Genomic DNA, 21350 nt, shown 5'->3' with positions numbered 1-21350 from the left:
AATTTTTATGTGAATGATATATTGCATCAGAACAATGCAAATGAAAAAAAGATTTCGAGGGCTTTTAAATCTTGGGTTTTTAACACAATTGGGGGAGGAAGGATCTTTAAGGTATTTATCTTCTCTTCCTATGTTTCATTTAGCCAACATTGCCTTTTCGTTAAAAAAATGTTAAATATAAAGGTAATGTGTTTGTTTTATTTATAATTTCACTATAATTGCAATCGATTGCAATGAAGTAATAGCTTTCAGTGCACAATAGTATTTTCATATAGTGATACAATATAATGATGGATAAGAAAAAAGTCTCTATTTATGATATTGCTAAAGAATTGAAGATCTCGGCTTCAACAGTTTCGCGTGCGCTGAATAACCATAAGGGAATTAGCAGCGAAGTAAGTGAGGCTGTTCATAAATTGGCAAAGGAGCTCAATTATAAACCGAACCAAATGGCAGTGGCCTTGAAAACCGGTAAAATTAAGACGATAGGAATGATTGTGCCTCTCATTGATCGTAATTATTTTGTTCAGGCTATTGCTGGCGTTGAAACAGAGATATATAAAGCTGGTTATAACCTAATTATAGCTACTTCCGGTAATTTGTTCGAGCGTGAAAAGAAAATTATCGCTTCTTTGAGTCAAGGTAAAGTTGTAGGCATAATTGCTGCCGTTGCTGCTGAAACGACTGATTATTCTCATTATGTATCGCTGGTCGAAAGTGGAATTCCTTTGGTTATGTTCGATCGTAAGATGGCTATTCCAAATACAAGTAGTGTTGTGCAAGATGATTATAATGGGGCCTATGAGGCTACGAAGCATCTTATAGAGCAAGGCTGTAAACGGATTTTCTTTTATCGTGGTCCACAAAATGTTTCGATATGGAGTGAGCGGGATAGAGGATATAGGCAAGCTATGAGTGATTATGGATTAGAAGTTACGAATAAACATATTCATACAGCTTTAACCACTGAAGAAGAAGGACGGAAATATGCAATTAAATTGTCGGCTCAAAAGAACCAGCAGTTGCCTGATGGTATACTCTTTTCGGGAGACTTTGCAGCTAAAGCGGCAATGGAGGTTTTTGTTGAGAAGGGAATTAAAATCCCACAGGAGATTGCCATTGTAGGATTTGTGAATGAGCCATGGGATGTCTTATTGAATCCACCTTTGAGTTCTATTGAACAATTTAGTTATCGTATTGGAAAAACTTCCGCAAGATTAATGTTGGAGGCTATCTCTGGTATGCCTTATCAAGATATTGTATATAAGCCACAGCTTATAGTAAGAGAGTCATCTTTAAAAAGTAAGTACCTGTAATCAAAATTCAAACCTCATAAGTATTTGATTAACCGTGAATTACCATTAGCAATTTAATCTAGGCCACAATGCAATCGATTGCATAAATTGCTAACCGTATATTAATTTTAAAACTAATAGAAACATGAAAAAGATTATTGAATGGTTTATTAACCTTTATGCTATCTGGATTATTCTGGCTTTTATAGTCGGATATTTATATCCAGGTGCATTTATGTGGTTTACTAAAGGGAGTTGGATGACCTTGGCATTGGCGGTCGTTATGCTCAGTATGGGACTTACACTTCGGGTTGAGGATTTCAAAGCTTTATTTGCTACACCACGTGTGGTACTAATAGCTGCTATTTCACAGTATACTATCATGCCACTTTCTGGCTGGCTTGTTGCAATGGCGATGGGATTGCCTGCGGAATTTGCTGTAGGTCTTATATTGGTAGCATGTTGTCCGGGAGGTACAGCTTCCAACATGATTGCTTATATTGGCCGTGCGAACATTGCATTGTCGATAATTAGTACAGCCGTATCTACTGTCTTAGGCATTTTTATGACTCCTCTGCTCTGCAAGTTGCTGGCAGGACAATATGTTGATGTAAATGCATGGGGGATGTTTCTCAATGTGGTTCAGGTAGTATTGATTCCTGTATCATTGGGGGTCTTTATAAAGTATAAATTTCCAAAGTTTGTAGAAAAGTTGGGGCAAACCGGTCCTGTTGTTTCAACATGGGCTATTGTTTTCATATCCGGTGCTATTATTGCTCCCGCTATGGTTGACGGAAAAGAACTCTTGTTTCAATATGCTGGTCAATTAGCCCTTGCCGCATCATTACTCCATTCGCTGGGCTTTGGCCTTGGCTATGCTTTTGGGCGAATCTTTAAGTATGATAAACCTATGTCAAAGGCTATCGCATGTGAAACTGGCATGCAGAATGGAGGCTTGGCTGCGGTACTTGCTCGTAATAGTTTTCCTGCTTTTATGCCGCTTGTAGCTGTGCCTGCTGTATTTTGTTCGATCATGCAAACTGCTATCGGAGGAATATTAGCTACTATCTGGCGTTTTACATCGAACCCTGAAGAACTTGAAGCATCCAAACATTGATATGGGAACAAGAAAAAATATTTATTATTGGAAGTGTGATCGTCCTTCGGCCTTTTTTGCAATCAAAGAAGGTAATGAGGGGAATGCAAAAGAGGTTCAGGAAGAACTGGGGGTGTTACTAACCAATTATTTCGGAAGCGAACATTTTTCTTTATCCTCAGCTGGAGGACAAGGAAACCATCTAACGTTTTTAGCTTCAAGGAATAATGAAAGCTACTTCGTGAGAGTTGAGAACGGACCGGAGAAAGATGACTATATGGAGGTTGAAACCACCATTATAAATAGAGTGCATGATATTGGAATTCCAACCCCTAACATATACGCTGTAGATTCATCTCGCATTAAATATGATTTTGCCTGGCAGATTATGGAAAACGTCGAATTCTCAGATTTGAATAGGATTTATAAATCTCATAAACTGCAAACGAGAACTGTGATGCGTGAACTAGGTACTTATATAGCCCGATGGCAAAGTATTTCAACGGACGGTTTTGGACCATACAATTCTGATATTTTGCGTGTCGACGGACGTTTAGAAGGACTGCATTCCACTTATCGTGACTATTATATGCTGAATATAGAGAAGCATTTTGATTTCTTGGTGCAGCACAGTTTTCTGACAAAGGAGAAAGCTGATAGCTTTTTAGGAGCAGTTGTGGCTAATTTGAAATTCTTGGATATTTCACGTGGATGTCTTGTACACAAAGATCTGGCTTTATGGAATGTGCTTGGTACGGAAGATTGCATAAAGGCTGTGATTGATTGGGACGATACTATTTCAGGAGATCCTACTGATGATATTTCACTTATGGCTTGTTTCCACTCAAAGGAAGAGATGAATGCATTAATAGAAGGATATCAGGAAATAAAACCTCTGCCGGAGAATTTCATACCACGTTTTTGGCTACATCTGATGCGTAATATGCTGTTTAAGGCTGTGATAAGGGTTGGGGCGGGATATTTTAAAAAAGATAGTAACTATTTTCTGATAAATTCGGGATCTGAAGGAGGTCTGGGATTGCATAATTTTACATTGAGTAGATTAGAACTCGCATATGAAGGGCTTACAGAGCTGAAAAGTATGGATGACTTGTGAAGAAATAAGGTAATAGCGAATTAAATTAATAATTTACGTATGAAACAGAATATAGAAAATAAGGCTCGTATACTTGGTACAGGTACGTGGATTTCATTAGGTTCCCCCATTGTTACCGAAGTAATATCGATGATGCAGTTTGACTGGTTGCTGTTCGACCTTGAACACGGCTTCATGCAGGAGCATGACATTCTGCCTAATCTGATGGCTGTAAAATCAAGTGGTACAAAAGTGATTGTACGTGTAAGTGAATTCCGTAGTGGACTTATTGCGCGTCTGCTGGACTGGGGAGTTGCAGGTATTATGATGCCGCATGTTTCTTCATCTGAAGAAGCTGCCCGGGTGGTGGGTGCAATGCGTTATCCGCCTTTCGGGAAAAGAGGATTCTCGAGTTCTTCCCGGTCGTTTGGATACGGGGAAAATGCTCCCAGGAATATCACAGAGTGGGAACCACCTTTGTTTATTGCTCAGATTGAAAACTACGAAGGCGTACAAAATGCTAATTCTATAGCGGCAACAGAAGGAGTGGATATGCTTTTTGTTGGTCCGCGTGATTTGCGTCTTGATTTATCAGTCAGAAAGAGTGCTGATGAAAGAATACCTTTTCAGGAGGCCATTTCTTTAACTGTTAAAGCAGCTATATCCTCCGGTAAACAAGCAGGGATATTGGTCTCTCCGGAAGAAGATATTTCTGATTTGTGTGTGATGGGGTTTAGTGCTTTTGCTATAGGAGCTGATTTGGCTGTATTACGCTCAGGATACAAAAGAATTAAAGTCTGATAAGAAAGTAACTTATATTTAAATTTATATTGCCATGAAAAAACTTAATATTTTGTACACAATGTTTTTCATATTTTGTGCCACTCATACTGTAGTCGCGCAAAACCAAGAGCTTATACGCATTTCAGACAGTTTGGCTATGATACCGCCGCTGGTTAATACCAATCCTGGTAAAAAATATAATGCCAAGAATTTGGATTATGGTATGACTATAGGAATAGAACGTACGCCGGGCGGACGTATCTGGGCTTGCTGGGTTGGTGGCGGAGATAATGCGAATGCTTTTTTTGTGCTGGCTTGGAGTGATGATGAGGGCAAAAAGTGGACAAAGACAAAAGTAGTTATTGATCCTCATGATGAATCACTGCCTCTTAAACGCAGAACTATTGTAGGCCAATTATGGACAGATCCGCTGGGACGCCTTTGGCTCTTTTTCGACCAGGCAATGACTTACTATGACGGACGTTCCGGTAACTGGTATACGCTATGCGAAAATCCGGATTCTGAGAATCCTGTATGGTCAGAACCTGTTTATTTAGGTATTGGTTGTACACTCCAAAAACCGACAGTGATGAGTAGTGGTGAGTGGGTACTTCCTGTAAGTATCTGGCCTCGTAGTCGCATGGACATATTGTTAGAAAAGGGGTGGAAGGAGAATCCTTTGAAGGGTGCACATCCGGAATTAGATGCTAAACGTGGTGCTCACCTTATGGTATCAACAGATCAGGGAACAACATGGGAATTCCGTGGAATGGTGAAATATCCCTCTCCCAGTTTTGATGAACATCTGACAATAGAGAAAAAAGATGGTAGTTGGTGGATGACGGCACGTACAGGCGTAGGTATCTGGCAAAGTTATTCTACTGATAAGGGATTCACTTGGACAGAGCCCGAAAAATATCAGGAGCATGTCAATTCACGCCATTTTATTTTACGACTTAAGTCAGGCAATCTCTTGCTTGTACGTCATGGTATGCCTGATGAGCAACTTAAGTCTCGTTCTCATCTTCGTGCTTTTATTTCTACAGATGATGGCAAAACCTGGTCGGGTAATTTACTGCTTGATGAACGTTCCGGAGTTTCATATCCCACAGGGTTCCAGACACCAGACGGATATATTTATATTTCGTATGACCATCAGCGTACTCGTGAAGGCGATGTACTCATGGCACGTTTTACAGAAGAGGATATTTTAGAAGGAAAAATAATTTCAGAACGTGGCGATTTGGGAATGCGTATTAGTAAGCCCGGCAGAGTAAAGAAATCAGCTGCTAATATTGCTGCACGCAAAAAAAATAAAATGAAAAAGTAAAGGTGCAGATAGTTGCTGAATAAATTGATATTATGAAAAGTTCTCGGTTCAGTAACGAAATGGGAGTTATTAATGAAGTTGAATTATAATACATGTATGCCTATGAGAGATGTATAGATAAGAAAAAAAGTCATGGTGCTGCACTGCAGCATCACGACTTTGTAGAATGTTTTTAATTAATTAACGTATCCTTTGTCTCGCAAACAAATTGTATACCAAATTTTAATCTATCAAAAACACGTAAAGATATGAATAAACCAGCAAAGTCGTATGATTTTTTATGGCTAATTATAAAATCGAGCTCCATTTTCTTATTGTTGGCTGTTTATAATAGTTTGACAATAGGTGCTTATGCCTATAGTGGCACACAAGCGGAGATGCATATTGAGGTGCCTGGAAATAGTGCTGCAACTCAGCAAAAGAAGCAAATTACCGGAACAGTCACTGATGAGCGGGGAGAAGCTATTATCGGAGCAAATGTAGTAGAGAAAGGCACTATTAATGGTTCGGTTACAGATGTGGATGGGCATTTCAAACTGATTGTAGAAGATAATGCAATGCTTCAGATATCATTTATTGGCTTTTTACCGCAAGAAATAAAAGTTGCAGGAAAGAATTCCTTTAAAATAGTTTTAAAGGAAGATGCAGGCCTTTTGGAGGAAGTTGTAGTGGTTGGCTATGGAAGCCAAAGTCGGCGTAATGTGACTGGCTCTGTAAGTAAAGTGAATATGAGCGATATGGAAAGCCGTCCGAATACTAATGTTACTCAGGCATTACGTGGTCAGGTGGCTGGAGTTCAGTTTACAGATAATGGGCGTCCGGGGCAGAACGGTAGTATCCTGGTGCGTGGTCCTCGTTCGTTGAGTGGTGGAAACGATCCGTTGATTATTCTGGATGGCATTTATTTTAATGGAAGTATGATTGATATCAATCCGAACGATATTGAATCTATGGAAATACTCAAAGATGCCAGTTCAGCTGCAATTTATGGTTCTCGTGCCGCGAATGGAGTAATCCTTATCACTTCTAAAAAAGGTAAAACAGAGAAGCCTAATATTAATGTAAGTGCATTTTATGGCTTGTCGGATTGGGCTTCTAAATTGAAGTTGTTGACCCCGGAACGTTATCTGGAAAAATCAATGGAAATTCGACGGCTTAGGGAAATCCCATATGATCCGAATGATGTTTCTACATATCTGACTTTAACGGAGGCCGAAAACTATCGAAATGGCCATACTATTGATCCGTTGGATTTGATTTCTCAACAGGGGCAGCTTTTATCAGTGGATGCAAGTATGTCAGGAAAGTCCAAGAATACTAACTATTATATTTCTGCCTCTATGGCGCAAGAAAAAGGATTGATACTTGATGACAACCTGACCCGAATGTCCTTTAGAGTGAATTTGGAAAGCAAGATTACTGATTGGTTGAGCATCGGTACCAGTACTATGTTTTCTCAAAACGACCAGTCAGGTGTACCTGCATCGGTCAATCTGGCCAAGAGACAAAGTCCATACGGCACGTGGTATCGTGAAGATGGGTCACCCACACAATATACTGTACCCGAAGACCAAGGCGTTTCTGCAAATCCTGTGAGGAGTAATAGCCTTTCTCAGAAAGATTATTACCGGAATAATTTATTCGCAAATTTTTATTCAATAGTTAATATTCCATGGGTTAAGGGTCTTACATACCGGATAAACTACTCAATGAACTATCGTTGGATTCGTGATTATAACTCTACAAAGAATGATGTATATGTTGATGCAAATACTTCATCAGCTTCCAAGCGCAACTGGATGTCGCGCGATTGGGTTGTTGAAAATATTTTAGACTATAAATTCCAATTGGGTGAAAAACATGCATTTGATGTAACTTTAATGTATGGTGCAAACCGAAGTAACGAAGAAAGTACCACAGCAAGTGCAGATCAATTAGAGTTTGACACATTTGGATGGAATAATCTTGGTGTTGGCGGGTTACAAGAAACAACTTCCTCGGCTAAGAAAGTTTCCGGTATCTCTTCTATGGCAAGGTTAAACTATAGACTCATGAATAAGTATTTGTTCACCTTGACAGCCCGAAGGGATGGTAGTTCTGTTTTTGCGGCTAATCATAAATATGCAACATTCCCGTCTGCGGCTTTTGCATGGATAGTTTCTGAGGAAGACTTTCTGGATAATGCGGCATTTCTGGACTTGCTGAAATTGAGAGTGTCATACGGTGCTGTAGGTAATCAGGCTATTTCACCTTATCAGTCATTAAGTTTGGCAACCACCAGCCGTTATGTGTTTGGCGAAGAGTCAGCATTGGGCATTTATCCGTCTAGAATTGCCAATACGGATTTAAAATGGGAAACAACCTATACAGCTAATATTGCATTAGATTTTGAACTGTTCAATAAGCGAATCGGTGGTACGGTTGAGCTTTATAATATGGATACGCGCGATTTGTTGGTAGAGCGGTCTATTCCTGTAATGACAGGATATTCATCTATATGGACGAACTTAGGAGAGGTAAATAATAAAGGTATTGAATTAACTTTGAATACAGTGAACATCCATAATAAAGATTTTGAGTGGAGTACAAGTTTTGTATTCTCACATAACAAGAATAAAATTGTAAGTTTGTATGGTGAAGATGCTAACGGGGATGGTAAAGAAGATGATGACATTGGCAACAGTTGGTTCATAGGGAAGCCTATTAATGTATATTATGATTATGTATTTGATGGTATTTATCAGGAGGGAGATGAACTCCCTGCAGGATATGCATCTGGCTATGCACGATTCAAAGATTTGAATGATGATGGTAAGGTTGAAGCTGAACATGACCGTACAATTATTGGGCAGGGTAGCCAGCCTAAGTACCGTTGGGGTATTACTAATAATTTCAGTTATAAGAATTTTGATTTGTCCATCTTCATCAATGCAATGCAAGGTTGGATTGGAACATTCAATGATTTGGATTTCTATAACAATAGTCTGGATCCTGTCCGTCCTGTTAATATGTATGATGGGGGATGGTGGACTCCGGAAAATAAATCAAATTCCCGTCCTTCACTTGAATATAGAAGAAGCGTACTTGGGCATAATTGGTATTCCGACCGCAGTTTCATTCGTGTACAGGAAGTGTCATTGTCCTACCGTTTCCCTCAGAAATTCCTGACTAAGTATCGTTTATCTAATCTCAGTGTATTCTTGAGTGGAAAGAACTTACTGACATTTACAGATTGGCTGGGTACTAATCCTGAATCAATCTCATCAGAAAGATATCCTATTGCCCGTACATATACATTAGGATTTAAGTTAGGCTTTTAATACTAATTTATTTGAGTAATATTAAAAATATTAATACAAGAAAAAAATGAGAACATTCGTCAATCTAACAAGTAAAATACTGTGTGCCGCACTGTTAATAGTTACCGGCCAATCATGCAGTTCGGATTTTCTTAATGAAGTGCCTCTTTCTAATTATAGTACAGAAGGAGTCTTGACCTCCGAAATAGGTTTTGAAGCCTATATGACTGCTATGCATAAGGCTGCCCGTGATGAGATGGCTGCTCGTGATGCCTCCCGCTATTTTTATATAATGAGTGCATCAACAGACATAGCGTCGTTTGGCAATAATTCAGCTTCCAGTAATAATTATAATACCCTGCTTACTCCAACTAGTACCGTGACTACATATGTGTGGGATTGGGCTTACGAGAGTATGTTTCCTATAGCTAATACCATCATTGCATATGCCAGTAAACCGGAGTTGGCTGATATATGGAGTAGTGAAGAAAAAAAGAATGCAATGATTGCCGAAGCTAAGTTTTTCAGGGCTTATACGCATAATATGTTGGCTAATCTGTATGGGGGAGTACCTATTATAGATACCATTTATGTTAGTCCCAAAACTAATTTTGTGCGAAATACCCGTGAAGAGGTCCTCCAGTCTGCGCGTGCTGATCTGGAATATGCTTCTAAATGGCTACCTGCAACGGTGAAAAAGCAAGGCCGGATTGTGAAAGCTGCTGCTGATCATCTGTTGACTGAAGTTTATATTAGTCTTGGAGAGTATCAGTTAGCTGTAGAAAGTGCTAATAAAGTTATAAATTCCGGTTTATATAAGTTGATGGATGAACGTTTTGGTACCAAAATGAATGAGCCGGGAGATCCCTTCTCTGATATGTTCAAAGACGGTAATCAGAATCGTGATGCCGGTAATTTAGAGTCCATTTATGTATGGCAGTTTGAGGACATGACATTAGGTGGACAAGGCGGTAGTAATGGCAATAATCGTTTGAGAAATTGGGGACCTTGGTATGAAAGACTTACTGATCCTGCCGGAAAGTCAGGTATGATTGTCGTTGATAGTATGGGAAGAGGGACCGGACAAGTACGTCCTACGCCTTATTTCTTATATAATGTCTGGAAAGGAAACTGGGACAATGATATGCGTAATTCGGTTCATAATATGCGTAGGGAGTTCCGTTACACAAATTCGAAATCAGCCTATTTCGGGCAGTTGGTAGAACCAAGAAAAACAGAAATCGATACTATGCAAAATGTTTATCCTTATCCTCGTAAGATTGAGGGAGATATAGGTATATTAACCAACACGAGTACGTCTTGGTCCGGGCGTACCTATCAGGATTTCATTGTGTACCGATTGGCTGAAACTTATTTGTTGCGTGCCGAAGCCTACTTTAGGTTGAATGATTTGGAAAATGCAGCTAAGGATATTAACGTGGTACGTGAACGTGCCAGAGCAAAACCGATTCAAGCATCCGACGTAACGGAAGATTACATTTTGGATGAACGTGCCAGAGAGTTGATTACTGAGGAACCTCGCCGCAGAACATTGGTGCGAATGGGGAGACTGGTGGATAGGGTAAGGAAATATAGTATACGAGAGCTTACCCGGACTTCTATACAAGATTTTCACCAGTGGTGGCCTATTCCGCAGACAGCTATTGATAGCAATGTTGGTGCTAAGCTGGAACAAACAGTTGGCTACTAAATAAAAAATATTATGGATAATTTAAAAAAAATATCGATAACTGGCTTGCTCGTTTTTATTCAGCTATCCAATATTTGTTGTCAAACGTCTTCAGAAAAATCCTCTCCGGGTGGTGACAATCAAGGTGAGATTGAAGTGAAAGTAGGAACAAAAAACTTTAAAACGAATAAGGTTACTAAGCAGGGGACACCGGTTGTACCAATGTGGAATGCTCAAATGCCAACTGTTGACCTTTCTGCTGGTGCGGGATTCCCAGTATTATCCAAGGCTGAACATGCAGTAGTGTGGCAACCACCTACTCGGGAAGATGGTGCTTATAATCATTATGCTTGTCTGATTAATCATAAAGGTAAGTTTTATGCAATGTGGGGAAATCATCCTTTAGGTGAAGATGCTCCCGGGCAACGTGTGTTATATGCCACTTCTGATGCGTGGGGAAAGTGGTCGGAGGCAAAAGAATTGTTTCCTGCTCCCGGTCCGGTCTTGCCTCGTACAGAGAAAGGCATTCATCTGAAACCCGACAGATGGGCGGTTATTGATGATGTGCTATATGCCATTACCTACGTGCATGGTGCCAAAGTATATCCGATTGCTCGTACTGTGAACGAAAAAGGGGAATTCGGACAACCATTCCTGGTTGAAAACTTACCTGATGGTGGAAAATTGCCTGTATACATGCAAGATCTTGCTTCAGCTACGGCTCCACCTATAGGTATCCGGCTACGCAATTGGTATCGGGAGAACGATCAAATCAGTTGGTGGGCGGCAGACACATGGGGAGTATTGCGTACGGCGATTGACAGTCATAAACTAATAGAAAGTTTTATCTATCGGGCTAAAGATGGAGGGCTGGTACTCATGTTACGTGACTGGGGAACCTCACAGAATCCGGTACATGATAATAGAATGTATGTGAGCTTCAATGATGGAGCAGGTGGGTGGGGAATTCCTTATCCGACAGATATTCCGGATTCACCAAGCAGAGCGCAGGCTATTTCATCAGGAGACGGGACTGTGTTGCTGATAGGCAACCAAAATGCATATAGTTTTGATCAAGCGTTATATTTAGACCGGGATCCGATAACTGTGTCAGTCAGTAAGGACGGATATAAATTCGATTGTGTATATGCTTTACGTATTGATGCTCCTAAGAAATATCGATTTGCGGGTATCAAAGGGCGAAATTTAGGCTATGCTTATCCCAGTTCTATAATATTAAATGGATGGCTGTATACTTTATATTCTGTGGGCAAAGAGGATATGGCGATTACACGTGTTCCATTAACTGCGTTGGGATTATAGTTTAAAATACGAGATTCAGTTGGGAATCCCGTATTTAGAATATAATGTGAAAATAATCTTATAAAATGAAGTTACAGAGACTTTTATTGATTATACAAAGGGCATTTATTGTGCTCTGCGTGTCTATTACAGTGTATAGTTGTACAAGAAAACAGATGTTGATGCAACCGATTGTACAAAATGCTGACGCTGAAGCCAGAGCCTTCTGGGAAGCCTTGAATCCATCATTTGCAACAGTTTTCCATTTCATAGATACTACTGATCTAATCAATGTAAAACCAGGTACTTATATCTTGGATGATGATAATGCTTGGGTGATTATAATGGAGTGTGATATGAAAGAACAGGAGAAAGCATTGCTTGAAATACATGATAATTATCTTGATTTACAGATGCCTGTTTCAGTAGCTGAAAACTATGGTTACAAATTGCGTAGCGAGTGCAAATTTCCGAAAGCTCCGTTGGATACAATAAAAGATATTCAGTTTTTTGACGATCCTATTAGTGAACTTATCGAAGTGCAACCCGGACAATTTGTTGTTTTTGATACTTGCCATGCACATGCTCCTACGATAGGTTTTGGCTCCATCAAAAAGTTAGTAGGTAAGATAAGGAAAAGATAGTTCTGACTTTGAAAAGAAAAAGCCTTCGGAATTAAGTTTTCCGAAGGCTTTTTTAAATCTATGTGCGGGTGATAGGACTCGAACCTACACGCCTCTCGGCACCAGATCCTAAGTCTGGCGCGGCTGCCAATTACGCCACACCCGCAGTGGCTTTCTTGTTAAGCGACGGCAAAGATAGAAAGATTTTTCTTTTCAGCAAATAGTTTGGTGCAGAAAGTATTTATTGAACCACTTTTAAGAGTTCCCGTGCCCTTTCAATGATCGTATCTATTCCTTTGTCTTCATCTTCTTTTGCCATATCTACTTTCTCATCCGGATCAATGCCGAATTCTATATGTTGCTTTTTGGCATCCAAATGTGGACTGGCAGAAAAACGTACTCCCCAACCGTTAGGAAGTTCCGAAGAAAAAGGCAAACCTGAACCACCACCGGTTTTGTCACCTACTAAAGTGACATTAGGAAAATAGCGCATAGCGTTCACGAAATCATTCGTCGCACTGTAAGAGTGGCGATTGGTGAGAAGCATTACCTTCTTCTGCCAACGAATGCTGTTGGATGGTTCCAGATAAATAGGTTCAGGATCGGAGAAATCACTATGTCCCTTTCCCGTCTTATGCTGGATGTATCCCGTCAATACCTTTTCATTAGTGAAGCGGGAGGCAATACGCTCAGAGTAAGTAAGATTACCTCCGCCGTTATTTCGCACATCGAAAATCAGTCCGCTACATGGAGCAAGGTAGGAGAGAACTTCGTCCAGATTACCGTTACCGACGCCATTGGAGAATGATTCGTAATAGATATACCCTATGTTGTCTTCAAGGATTTTATATTTGAGACCGCCGGCAATGCGGTAACTTTTTCCAAGGTACTGCCGTTCGATGATACCTTCGTTGAAGTTGCGTGGATAATCCAGGTACCAATCCCAGTAGCGACCCATATTCGAAGAACTGTACAGATTGACGTGGCCATCCTTCAGTTCTGCCAGCATACTGTCAAGTACTTGGAATAACCCATCGTTGGGCATATTCGAAGTAATGAGAGGCTGGTACTTGTCATGGATGGCATTCCAGTCTATCTGTTTATAGTCAAGGAAACAATATTGCTCATCGATAATCTTCCACAAGGCTTCGAAATTGCCTTGCGGGGAGTTGTTGAACTCTTCTTCCCGAATGCAACTTGAAAACAATGGCAACAACATGAAAAGTATTCCAAGCCACCTTAATTTAATATGATATATTCCTTTTATTTTCATTATTCTATCGCCTTTACACGCTGTCGCTTTATCACTCTATTTTTTTTTCTTATCACGAATGAGAAACAACTCTTTTACAAAACCTACCATAAATACGTGCGAGTAGGTATGCATCCTTATGTCATTTACTTTTGCCTGTTGTGCATCCCAGAGATAAGCCAGACGCATTTTTGCCCTTCCTACCGGAAAATCAACAGTCAGCATTTGCCGCAGGGATGGCTGATTGTGCAGGGAGGTGAAATTTATCACTCCGCCCCAGTTGCCCAGCGTAAATATCTCATAGTATGATTGTCCGTAATTCGGGCAGAACATAACGCCTGCGAAAGGAAGATTAACCTGATAGCGCAGGCTGATGGGATAGTTTTTGATCCGTAAATCCCATATTGCCATTCCGGATGCATCCAGATTGATATAAGCGCGTGCCTGTGCCGGATTATTGCCATTGCGCAGATTGTAGACAAAGCCACCGTTGAGGTCGATCAACCCTCCGGCAAGCAACTTGAAGTTGGAAGTAATCGGGAAGTTGTAATGCAACCCGTAATTCCAGTTGGCAAGCCCGGAGAATGTATTGTTGTTATCCACACGGTTGTGGGTATAACCCAAATCAGCCTGAAAAAAGCTCTGCAGGGATATATTGCCATTCATCCACTTGGTCATGCGCATACTTTCGCGTGAAATGCGGAAGTCTATACCTTTGTATTCCTGCGGTGACAGGTAAGTGTCGTACACATTGGTGTAACCGACGCCATACATGGTGGCACGGGTTACAAAACGTGTCCGGGCCGAAGAGTCCGCTCTTAATTCTTGTAGCGCCCTGTCTTCCACACTTTGCGCCTGTATACTTCCGCCTGCCAGAAGCAGGCATCCCATTAGTATTACACCAATCTTATTTAGCTTCATTGATAGAGTTGCTTATCACTAATCATTAGCCGTTAATCACTTAGAACAGTTTCATCTGTCCTGTTATCTCGTCCCGGATATCGTCTTCACTTTTGCCGTGATCCGGGTCCAGTATTTCCGGTTCTTCTTCATTCTGGTCTTCCGTTTCCTCAGGAACTTCGGGTTGCCGTGTTGGTTCCAGTTCATTGACGGTTTCCATCGTGAACGTGGTGAGGCGTTTCCCTTTTGCCTTGAAACCTTTTACGGCAATAAATTCATCTGCTTCTATAATCATCGGTTCGCGGAAACTGTCATGTCCGCCGAATATAATTTCCAGGCGGGGATAACATTCGTCCGTCAGCAGGATAAGGCGATTATTCTTGTTCTCTCCCAGATAGTTCTGCTTGCGGTTGGTTGCTTCCATGCAGAAACGTTTGATATATGGGAAATTCTGCTGGTCTGCATCGTAGAGCACAGCGGTCCATATCTTGTTCGGGTCAAATTTCTCCAATATCCGGATGTTGGCCTCGTAATGATTGCTAAGGTCGAAGTTGGTGATGTAGAAATCTCCGTTATCATGTACTACGAGGATGCTGTCTTCACTCTGGAATTCTCCCAGATATTCACCTCGTCCGTCATAGTTGAGTCGGAGCACGTCGCGGTCGAACCATACTTTCCGTCCGCCCAGTGTTGATCCGCCACGCTGTTTCAGGGCAATCTTGTGCACCGGAAGCTTGGTTAGTATATTACCTCTTGCCTGGCGTCCCTTGATGCTGATGTCGCTGAAATCTTCTTCAAAGATAATACGGCGCACGCGCGGATTGGGCTTCAGGGTTACTTTGATGACTTCCGCTTCACCGTTAGGATTGGCCGTGAAGTACGTGATGCGTGAATCGGGAGTACCTTGAGTTACGTCATATTCACGGTCGCGGATGATGCTTGTTACGGCAAACCGCTTGATATACTGTGTACCCTCTTTCCCGTCGCGATAAACAACGTTGTAGATTGTACGCTTGTCGTTCTTCTTGAAAACGTTGGCATAGAGAATATTCTTGCCTACGAACTTCTTGTCGGATACGGGAGTAACCAGATAGCGTCCGTCCCGGAAGAAGATGATGACATCATCAAGACTTGAGCAGTTACACAGGAATTCATCCTTCTTCAGACCTGTGCCGATGAAGCCTTCTTCACGGTTGATATATAGTTTTTCGTTGGCTTCCACCACTTTACTTGCTTCGATGGTGTCGAAGTTTCGCAATTCTGTGCGGCGTGGGAAATTCTTGCCGTATTTGTTTTTCAGCATTAAGTACCAGTCTACCGTATATTCCACGATATTTGCCAAATGATGGTCTATTTCCTCTATGTCCGCTTTCATACGAGCAATGAGTTCTTCCGCTTTGTCAGAGTTGAACTTGAGGATACGTCCCATCTTTATCTCCATCAATTTGAGGATATCCTCCTTAGTTACTTCGCGTATGAATCGTGGATAATAAGGCGTCAGACGTTCGTCGATATGTGCGCAAGCAGCATCCATATCCTTGGCTTGCTCAAATTCCTTGTCTTTATAAATGCGTTCTTCGATGAAGATCTTTTCCAGTGAAGCAAAGTGCAGACTTTCCAGTATTTCGTCTTTGCGTATTTCCAGTTCCTGGCGTAGCAAGGATAGGGTATTGTCTACCGATTTTCTCAGTACATCGCTTACGGTGAGGAAGTGGGGTTTCTGATCGTCGATGACGCAACAGTTAGGTGATATGCTTACCTCGCAGTCCGTGAAAGCATACAGGGCATCGATTGTTTTGTCCGAAGAAACGCCGGGAGCAAGATGAACAAGTATCTCCACATTCCCGGACGTGAGGTCTTCTACTTTCTTTATCTTGATCTTGCCTTTCTCGCTTGCTTTCACAATGGAATCGCAAACATTGGCTACGGTCTTACCGTAAGGAATTTCTTTGATGGCAAGTGTCTTGTTGTCGATTTTCTCGATTTTAGCACGTACACGCACTGCACCTCCGCGCTCACCGTCGTTGTATTTAGAAACGTCGATGCTACCGCCAGTCTGAAAGTCCGGATAGAGCTTGAACTCTTCCTCGTGCAGATAGCGGATGGATGCATCGCAAAGTTCATTGAAGTTATGGGGAAGTATTTTGGAAGAAAGACCTACGGCAATACCTTCTACCCCTTGTGCCAAGAGCAAAGGGAACTTCACTGGTAGAGTTACCGGTTCCTTGTTTCGTCCGTCGTAGGAGAGTTTCCATTCGGTTGTTTTAGGGTTGAAGACCACATCGAGGGCGAACTTAGACAGACGTGCCTCGATGTAACGGGGAGCAGCCGCACCGTCGCCGGTGAGTATATTACCCCAGTTTCCTTGGCAATCTACGAGCAAATCTTTTTGTCCCAACTGCACCAATGCATCACCGATGGAAGCATCACCGTGCGGGTGAAACTGCATGGTATGTCCTACGATGTTTGCCACTTTATTGTAGCGTCCATCTTCCATACGCCTCATGGAGTGCAAGATGCGTCGTTGCACAGGCTTTAAACCATCATTGATGTGGGGTACGGCACGTTCCAGAATAACGTATGAAGCATAATCCAGAAACCAATTCTGGTACATACCGCTAAGTTGGTATTTTGCTTTTACGTCTTTCGTGTCAGCGGGTTTATAATCCGAATGTCCTTCGTTCCCTTCCGGGAGGTTCTTTTCCAAGTCGTCTTTCGGTGCTTCAAAGTCTTCGCTCATATCTATTTCGGGAATATCTATTCTGAATAATCACTGAATTTTTCAGTCGAACGCAAAAATACGAAATTTCTTGGGAAAATCTGCAAATGAAGACTTTTTAATTATCTGGAAAAGAAAGGTACATCTTGGATGTACATAAGCTACAATCTGCAGATGAATAATAAATTATCATTTATCAGATGTTGCATGTGTGATTTTCTCTTTTGTATTCAATGTGTTATTATATCATAAATAAACGCTTTTCAAATAAGACATTTATGGCCGAAAACGCACTATTTGAAATGTGAGTTTTTTCTCTAATATGTGGCGTTTGGCTACTTGTGGGCGGCATTTCGTTCTTTTGTCAATTTTCCGAATCTACTTGTAGAATTTATGAATGAGAATGGAAATAAGAAGGTGCTGGTTGTAAGATGTTGATTATTAGTGTGATGTCTTGTCGCTTTTCGTCCAGTTAACAAGCCGTTTCCTATCTCATTTCCTGCATTTCAAATAGTAAGAAAACGGCCCTTTTCGTGAAAAACCGTTTTTGGTGTAGTGGAATAATAATCGGATCTTTGTAAAAGCAAAAAGATAAATTATTTGAAACAGAATTAAGCAGAATATGAATAAGCACTTTTACCTTAAGCATGAGATTATGTCTTTCAATGATTCCCGTATTCAGAATATGATTTCCCGTGAGGGCGGTAAGGCCTATGGTACTTATTGGTATATTTTGGAGAAACTGAGCTTTCTGCCCGATATGGAAGCGGACATGAAATACCTGAAACCTTTTGCCACCCGTAATTTCACTTATCCTTATATGATGAAGATCGTTATGGATTTCCAGTTGTTCACTATTGTCGGCGATCATTTTTCACCCGTGCAGCTAAATACGAAATACGTTGAAGGGCCGCAAAAAAAAGAAGAGGATGTGGAGGTGAAACCGACAAAAAAAACTGCGAAAAACAGTGGGCAAAATGGCAAAAAGTACCCGGACAATGATGTAAAATCGGGCAAAAATGACGGAATTTCGACGAAAAACAGGCAGGCAATGGATAAAAATCGCGATGAAAATGAATCTGAAATAAATTGCAATAGTCAGAATAACAGCTTTTTATCGGATAATTCCATACAGCATAAAGAGAATATAAGAGATATAATAACAACAGCAGCAAAAGAAAAAGAAATATCTGCTGTTGCTGTTACTGTTAATCACAGTGATATCTATGTTGCTGCCAATACTGTCATTTTTCCCTTTTCCGGCAGTAATTTCTTTCCTGCCATCTGTCTCAGGCAGCCGTCCTATGAGCTGCCTTATCGCCGACGAAGCACTTCTCCACTCGGTGGGCAATGCTGTCTGGAACAATCTCACGAGGCAATGGATTCTTCTCCAACTTCGGGTAAGACTGTCTCGCGAGATGACGAAATTCGTTTCGTGATGCGACGAAATCCGCCTCGTGAGATGGGACAACCTTGCTTCGTGGGACGGTAAGAATCATTCCATGAGACGGATTTTGGCCTCATATATCCATCGTATCCTCAATTTGTTTGATGGACAGATTGGGCCGGAAGTGCAAAGTGAGAGTTTGTTACGATAAGATAAATTAATACCCCACCTGCCCGACTTATGATATAAATCCCTATCTTTGTGGCGCTTTTTAATAAAGAACAGGATTAAAATTAATAGATATAACAAAAAAATGGCACAAGAAGACGTTTTTAAGAAACTCGTATCACACTGTAAGGAATACGGTTTCGTATTCCCCTCCAGCGACATCTACGATGGATTGGGAGCAGTGTATGACTACGGTCAGATGGGTGTGGAACTGAAAAACAACATTAAACAATACTGGTGGCAGAGCATGGTGTTGCTGCACGAAAATATTGTCGGCATCGACTCCGCTATCTTTATGCACCCCACCATCTGGAAGGCTTCCGGACACGTAGACGCATTCAATGACCCTTTGATTGACAACCGTGATTCCAAGAAGCGTTATCGTGCCGATGTATTGATTGAAGACCAACTTGCAAAGTACGACGATAAGATCAATAAAGAAGTTGCCAAAGCTGCCAAGCGTTTCGGAGAGTCTTTTGATGAAGCACAGTTCCGTAGCACAAACGGTCGCGTACTGGAACACCAGGCTAAACGTGACGCATTGCACGAACGTTTTGCAAAGGCTCTGAATGATAATAACCTTGACGAGCTTCGCCAGATTATCGTGGATGAAGAAATCGTTTGCCCTATCAGCGGTACAAAGAACTGGACGGAAGTTCGTCAGTTCAACCTGATGTTCTCTACAGAGATGGGTTCTACTTCGGATGGTGCCATGAAGATTTACCTGCGTCCTGAAACAGCTCAGGGTATCTTTGTGAACTACCTGAATGTACAGAAGACCGGCCGTATGAAGATACCTTTTGGTATTGCACAGATTGGTAAGGCATTCCGTAACGAGATTGTTGCCCGTCAGTTCATTTTCCGTATGCGTGAGTTCGAACAGATGGAAATGCAGTTCTTCGTGAAGCCGGGCACTGAATTGGACTGGTTTAAGAAGTGGAAGGAAATTCGCCTGAAATGGCATAAGGCATTGGGATTCGGTGATGACCACTATCGTTACCACGATCATGATAAGTTGGCTCACTATGCGAATGCTGCTACAGATATCGAGTTCCTGATGCCGTTTGGTTTCAAGGAAGTGGAAGGTATCCATAGCCGTACGAATTTTGACTTGTCTCAGCATGAGAAGTTCTCAGGTAAGAATATTAAGTACTTCGATCCTGAGACAAATGAAAGTTATACTCCGTATGTTATCGAGACTTCTATCGGTGTGGACCGTATGTTCCTCAGCATCATGTCTGCTTCTTATTGCGAAGAACAACTGGAAAGTGGAGAAAGCCGCGTAGTGCTGAGATTGCCTGCCGCACTGGCTCCTGTGAAGTTGGCCGTAATGCCGTTGGTGAAGAAAGACGGTCTGCCTGAAAAGGCTCGTGAGATCATCGACTCATTGAAGTTCCACTTCCACTGCCAGTATGATGAAAAAGATAGTATCGGTAAACGTTACCGTCGTCAGGATGCCATCGGTACTCCGTACTGTGTGACTGTTGACCACCAAACTCTGGAAGATAACTGCGTGACACTGCGTAATCGTGACACGATGCAACAGGAACGCGTGGCTATTGCTGAACTGAATAACATCATTGCAGACCGTGTCAGCATCACTTCATTGCTGAAAGGGTTGCAATAAGTACCGGAATTCGAAAGTTAGAATACAGAATAAAAAATAATTGAATGAATAAAAAACTCTTAGTATTTTTACCTTTCCTGCTGATTTTGGCAGGTGCGTTTGTCTCTTGCGAAGAAGTGGAAGAGGAAGGGAAATATGCGAACTGGCAGGAGCGTAACCAAGCGTTTCTGGATTCTATCAAGGTAGTTGCGGGAGATAATTATGTTCCTATGGACTTGGAAAAGTTGGATAAAGTAGAGGTAGGCGAAATATTCTATGTTAAGAATGAATTTGTCAGCACTCTTCAGACTCCGGAATATATATATTGTAAAAAGCTTGTGAAGAATCTGGATGGACAACGTCCGATGGCTACAGAGGCGGCTTATGTTTATTATTATGGTACACTGATTACTGGTACTAAGTTTGATGGAAGTTTTACGGGATATAGTGCAATAGATCAGGCTATCCCTAATCCTCCAAAGAATGAGCCGACAGATTTCGACTGGACTGTTATGTTTACTATCAACTCTTCTTCACTGACAAGTGGGTGGAGAACTTTCCTGCAATATATGCGCGTTGGAGAACGCTGGATGGTTTATGTTCCATGGGGTTCTGCGTATGGAACTGATGGTAGTGGATCGATTCCCGGTTATTCAGTATTAGCTTTTGATGTAATAATGACAGAGGTGGTTCAGTAAACTAACTTCTTCTTTAAAAAATACAGGAGGCCTATCTATTTCTTGT

The 21350-nt window shown here is 41.4% G+C and carries 15 protein-coding genes and 1 tRNA gene; 12 read left to right on the top strand and 4 right to left on the bottom strand.

Annotation, left to right across the window (positions count from 1 at the left end):
- The first annotated feature begins 287 nt into the window (after window positions 1–287).
- From BWI44_RS09740 to BWI44_RS09700, 9 genes are all read left to right on the top strand, one after another.
- Window positions 288–1316 carry a LacI family DNA-binding transcriptional regulator gene (locus BWI44_RS09740; protein WP_118216827.1) on the top strand — a complete coding sequence of 343 codons (1029 nt, stop codon included), beginning with the start codon at window positions 288–290 and terminating at the stop codon, window positions 1314–1316.
- 124 nt (window positions 1317–1440) lie between these two features.
- Entirely contained in the window at window positions 1441–2412 is a 972-nt protein-coding gene (locus BWI44_RS09735) for a bile acid:sodium symporter family protein (protein WP_118216828.1), read from the top strand.
- 1 nt (window position 2413) lies between these two features.
- A complete protein-coding gene (locus BWI44_RS09730; protein ID WP_118216829.1) occupies window positions 2414–3508 on the top strand; it encodes a phosphotransferase family protein in 1095 nt (364 codons plus the stop codon).
- 39 nt (window positions 3509–3547) lie between these two features.
- Entirely contained in the window at window positions 3548–4288 is a 741-nt protein-coding gene (locus BWI44_RS09725) for an HpcH/HpaI aldolase family protein (RefSeq protein WP_195208730.1), read from the top strand.
- Between the two features lie 34 nt (window positions 4289–4322).
- Complete coding sequence (locus tag BWI44_RS09720; RefSeq protein ID WP_118216831.1) at window positions 4323–5600, top strand: sialidase family protein; 1278 nt, start codon at window positions 4323–4325, stop codon at window positions 5598–5600.
- Between the two features lie 248 nt (window positions 5601–5848).
- Complete coding sequence (locus tag BWI44_RS09715; protein WP_195208732.1) at window positions 5849–8920, top strand: SusC/RagA family TonB-linked outer membrane protein; 3072 nt, start codon at window positions 5849–5851, stop codon at window positions 8918–8920.
- A 46-nt stretch (window positions 8921–8966) separates the two neighbouring features.
- Window positions 8967–10610, top strand: a complete 1644-nt coding sequence (locus BWI44_RS09710; RefSeq protein WP_195208733.1) for a RagB/SusD family nutrient uptake outer membrane protein — start codon at window positions 8967–8969, stop codon at window positions 10608–10610.
- Between the two features lie 12 nt (window positions 10611–10622).
- Window positions 10623–11912 (top strand): exo-alpha-sialidase, encoded by a 1290-nt coding sequence (locus BWI44_RS09705; protein ID WP_118216834.1) that lies wholly within the window; start codon window positions 10623–10625, stop codon window positions 11910–11912.
- Window positions 11913–12073: 161 nt separating this feature from the next.
- Window positions 12074–12535: a NanQ anomerase/TabA/YiaL family protein gene (locus BWI44_RS09700; protein WP_158580796.1), complete on the top strand. Its 462-nt coding sequence runs from the start codon at window positions 12074–12076 to the stop codon at window positions 12533–12535.
- Between the two features lie 63 nt (window positions 12536–12598).
- Here the strand turns inward: BWI44_RS09700 and BWI44_RS09695 are convergent.
- The 4 genes from BWI44_RS09695 to BWI44_RS09680 all read right to left on the bottom strand — a co-directional run bounded on the left by BWI44_RS09695 (window position 12599) and on the right by BWI44_RS09680 (window position 17406).
- Window positions 12599–12680 (bottom strand) — tRNA-Leu (locus BWI44_RS09695).
- Window positions 12681–12755: 75 nt separating this feature from the next.
- Complete coding sequence (locus tag BWI44_RS09690; RefSeq protein ID WP_286813122.1) at window positions 12756–13787, bottom strand: S41 family peptidase; 1032 nt, start codon at window positions 13785–13787, stop codon at window positions 12756–12758.
- A gap of 36 nt (window positions 13788–13823) precedes the next feature.
- Window positions 13824–14687 (bottom strand): DUF3316 domain-containing protein, encoded by an 864-nt coding sequence (locus tag BWI44_RS09685; RefSeq protein WP_286813120.1) that lies wholly within the window; start codon window positions 14685–14687, stop codon window positions 13824–13826.
- Between the two features lie 40 nt (window positions 14688–14727).
- A complete protein-coding gene (locus BWI44_RS09680; protein WP_007660629.1) occupies window positions 14728–17406 on the bottom strand; it encodes a DNA gyrase/topoisomerase IV subunit A in 2679 nt (892 codons plus the stop codon).
- Window positions 17407–18007: 601 nt separating this feature from the next.
- On the opposite strand from BWI44_RS09680, the gene BWI44_RS09675 reads away from it, so the two are divergent.
- The 3 genes from BWI44_RS09675 to bamJ all read left to right on the top strand — a co-directional run bounded on the left by BWI44_RS09675 (window position 18008) and on the right by bamJ (window position 21304).
- Window positions 18008–18877 (top strand): hypothetical protein, encoded by an 870-nt coding sequence (locus BWI44_RS09675; RefSeq protein ID WP_286813117.1) that lies wholly within the window; start codon window positions 18008–18010, stop codon window positions 18875–18877.
- 208 nt (window positions 18878–19085) lie between these two features.
- Entirely contained in the window at window positions 19086–20627 is a 1542-nt protein-coding gene (locus BWI44_RS09670) for a glycine--tRNA ligase (protein ID WP_007660624.1), read from the top strand.
- Between the two features lie 44 nt (window positions 20628–20671).
- Window positions 20672–21304 carry a BamJ family beta-barrel-assembly machinery protein gene (gene bamJ / locus BWI44_RS09665; RefSeq protein ID WP_007660622.1) on the top strand — a complete coding sequence of 211 codons (633 nt, stop codon included), beginning with the start codon at window positions 20672–20674 and terminating at the stop codon, window positions 21302–21304.
- Window positions 21305–21350 lie beyond the last annotated feature (46 nt).

The organism is Bacteroides sp. Phil13, assembly GCF_001940965.1.
GTDB classification, from domain to species: Bacteria; Bacteroidota; Bacteroidia; order Bacteroidales; family Bacteroidaceae; genus Bacteroides; species Bacteroides intestinalis.
The sequence above is the reverse complement of the archived record's forward strand: the minus strand, read 5'-3'. Positions and strand labels throughout refer to the sequence as shown.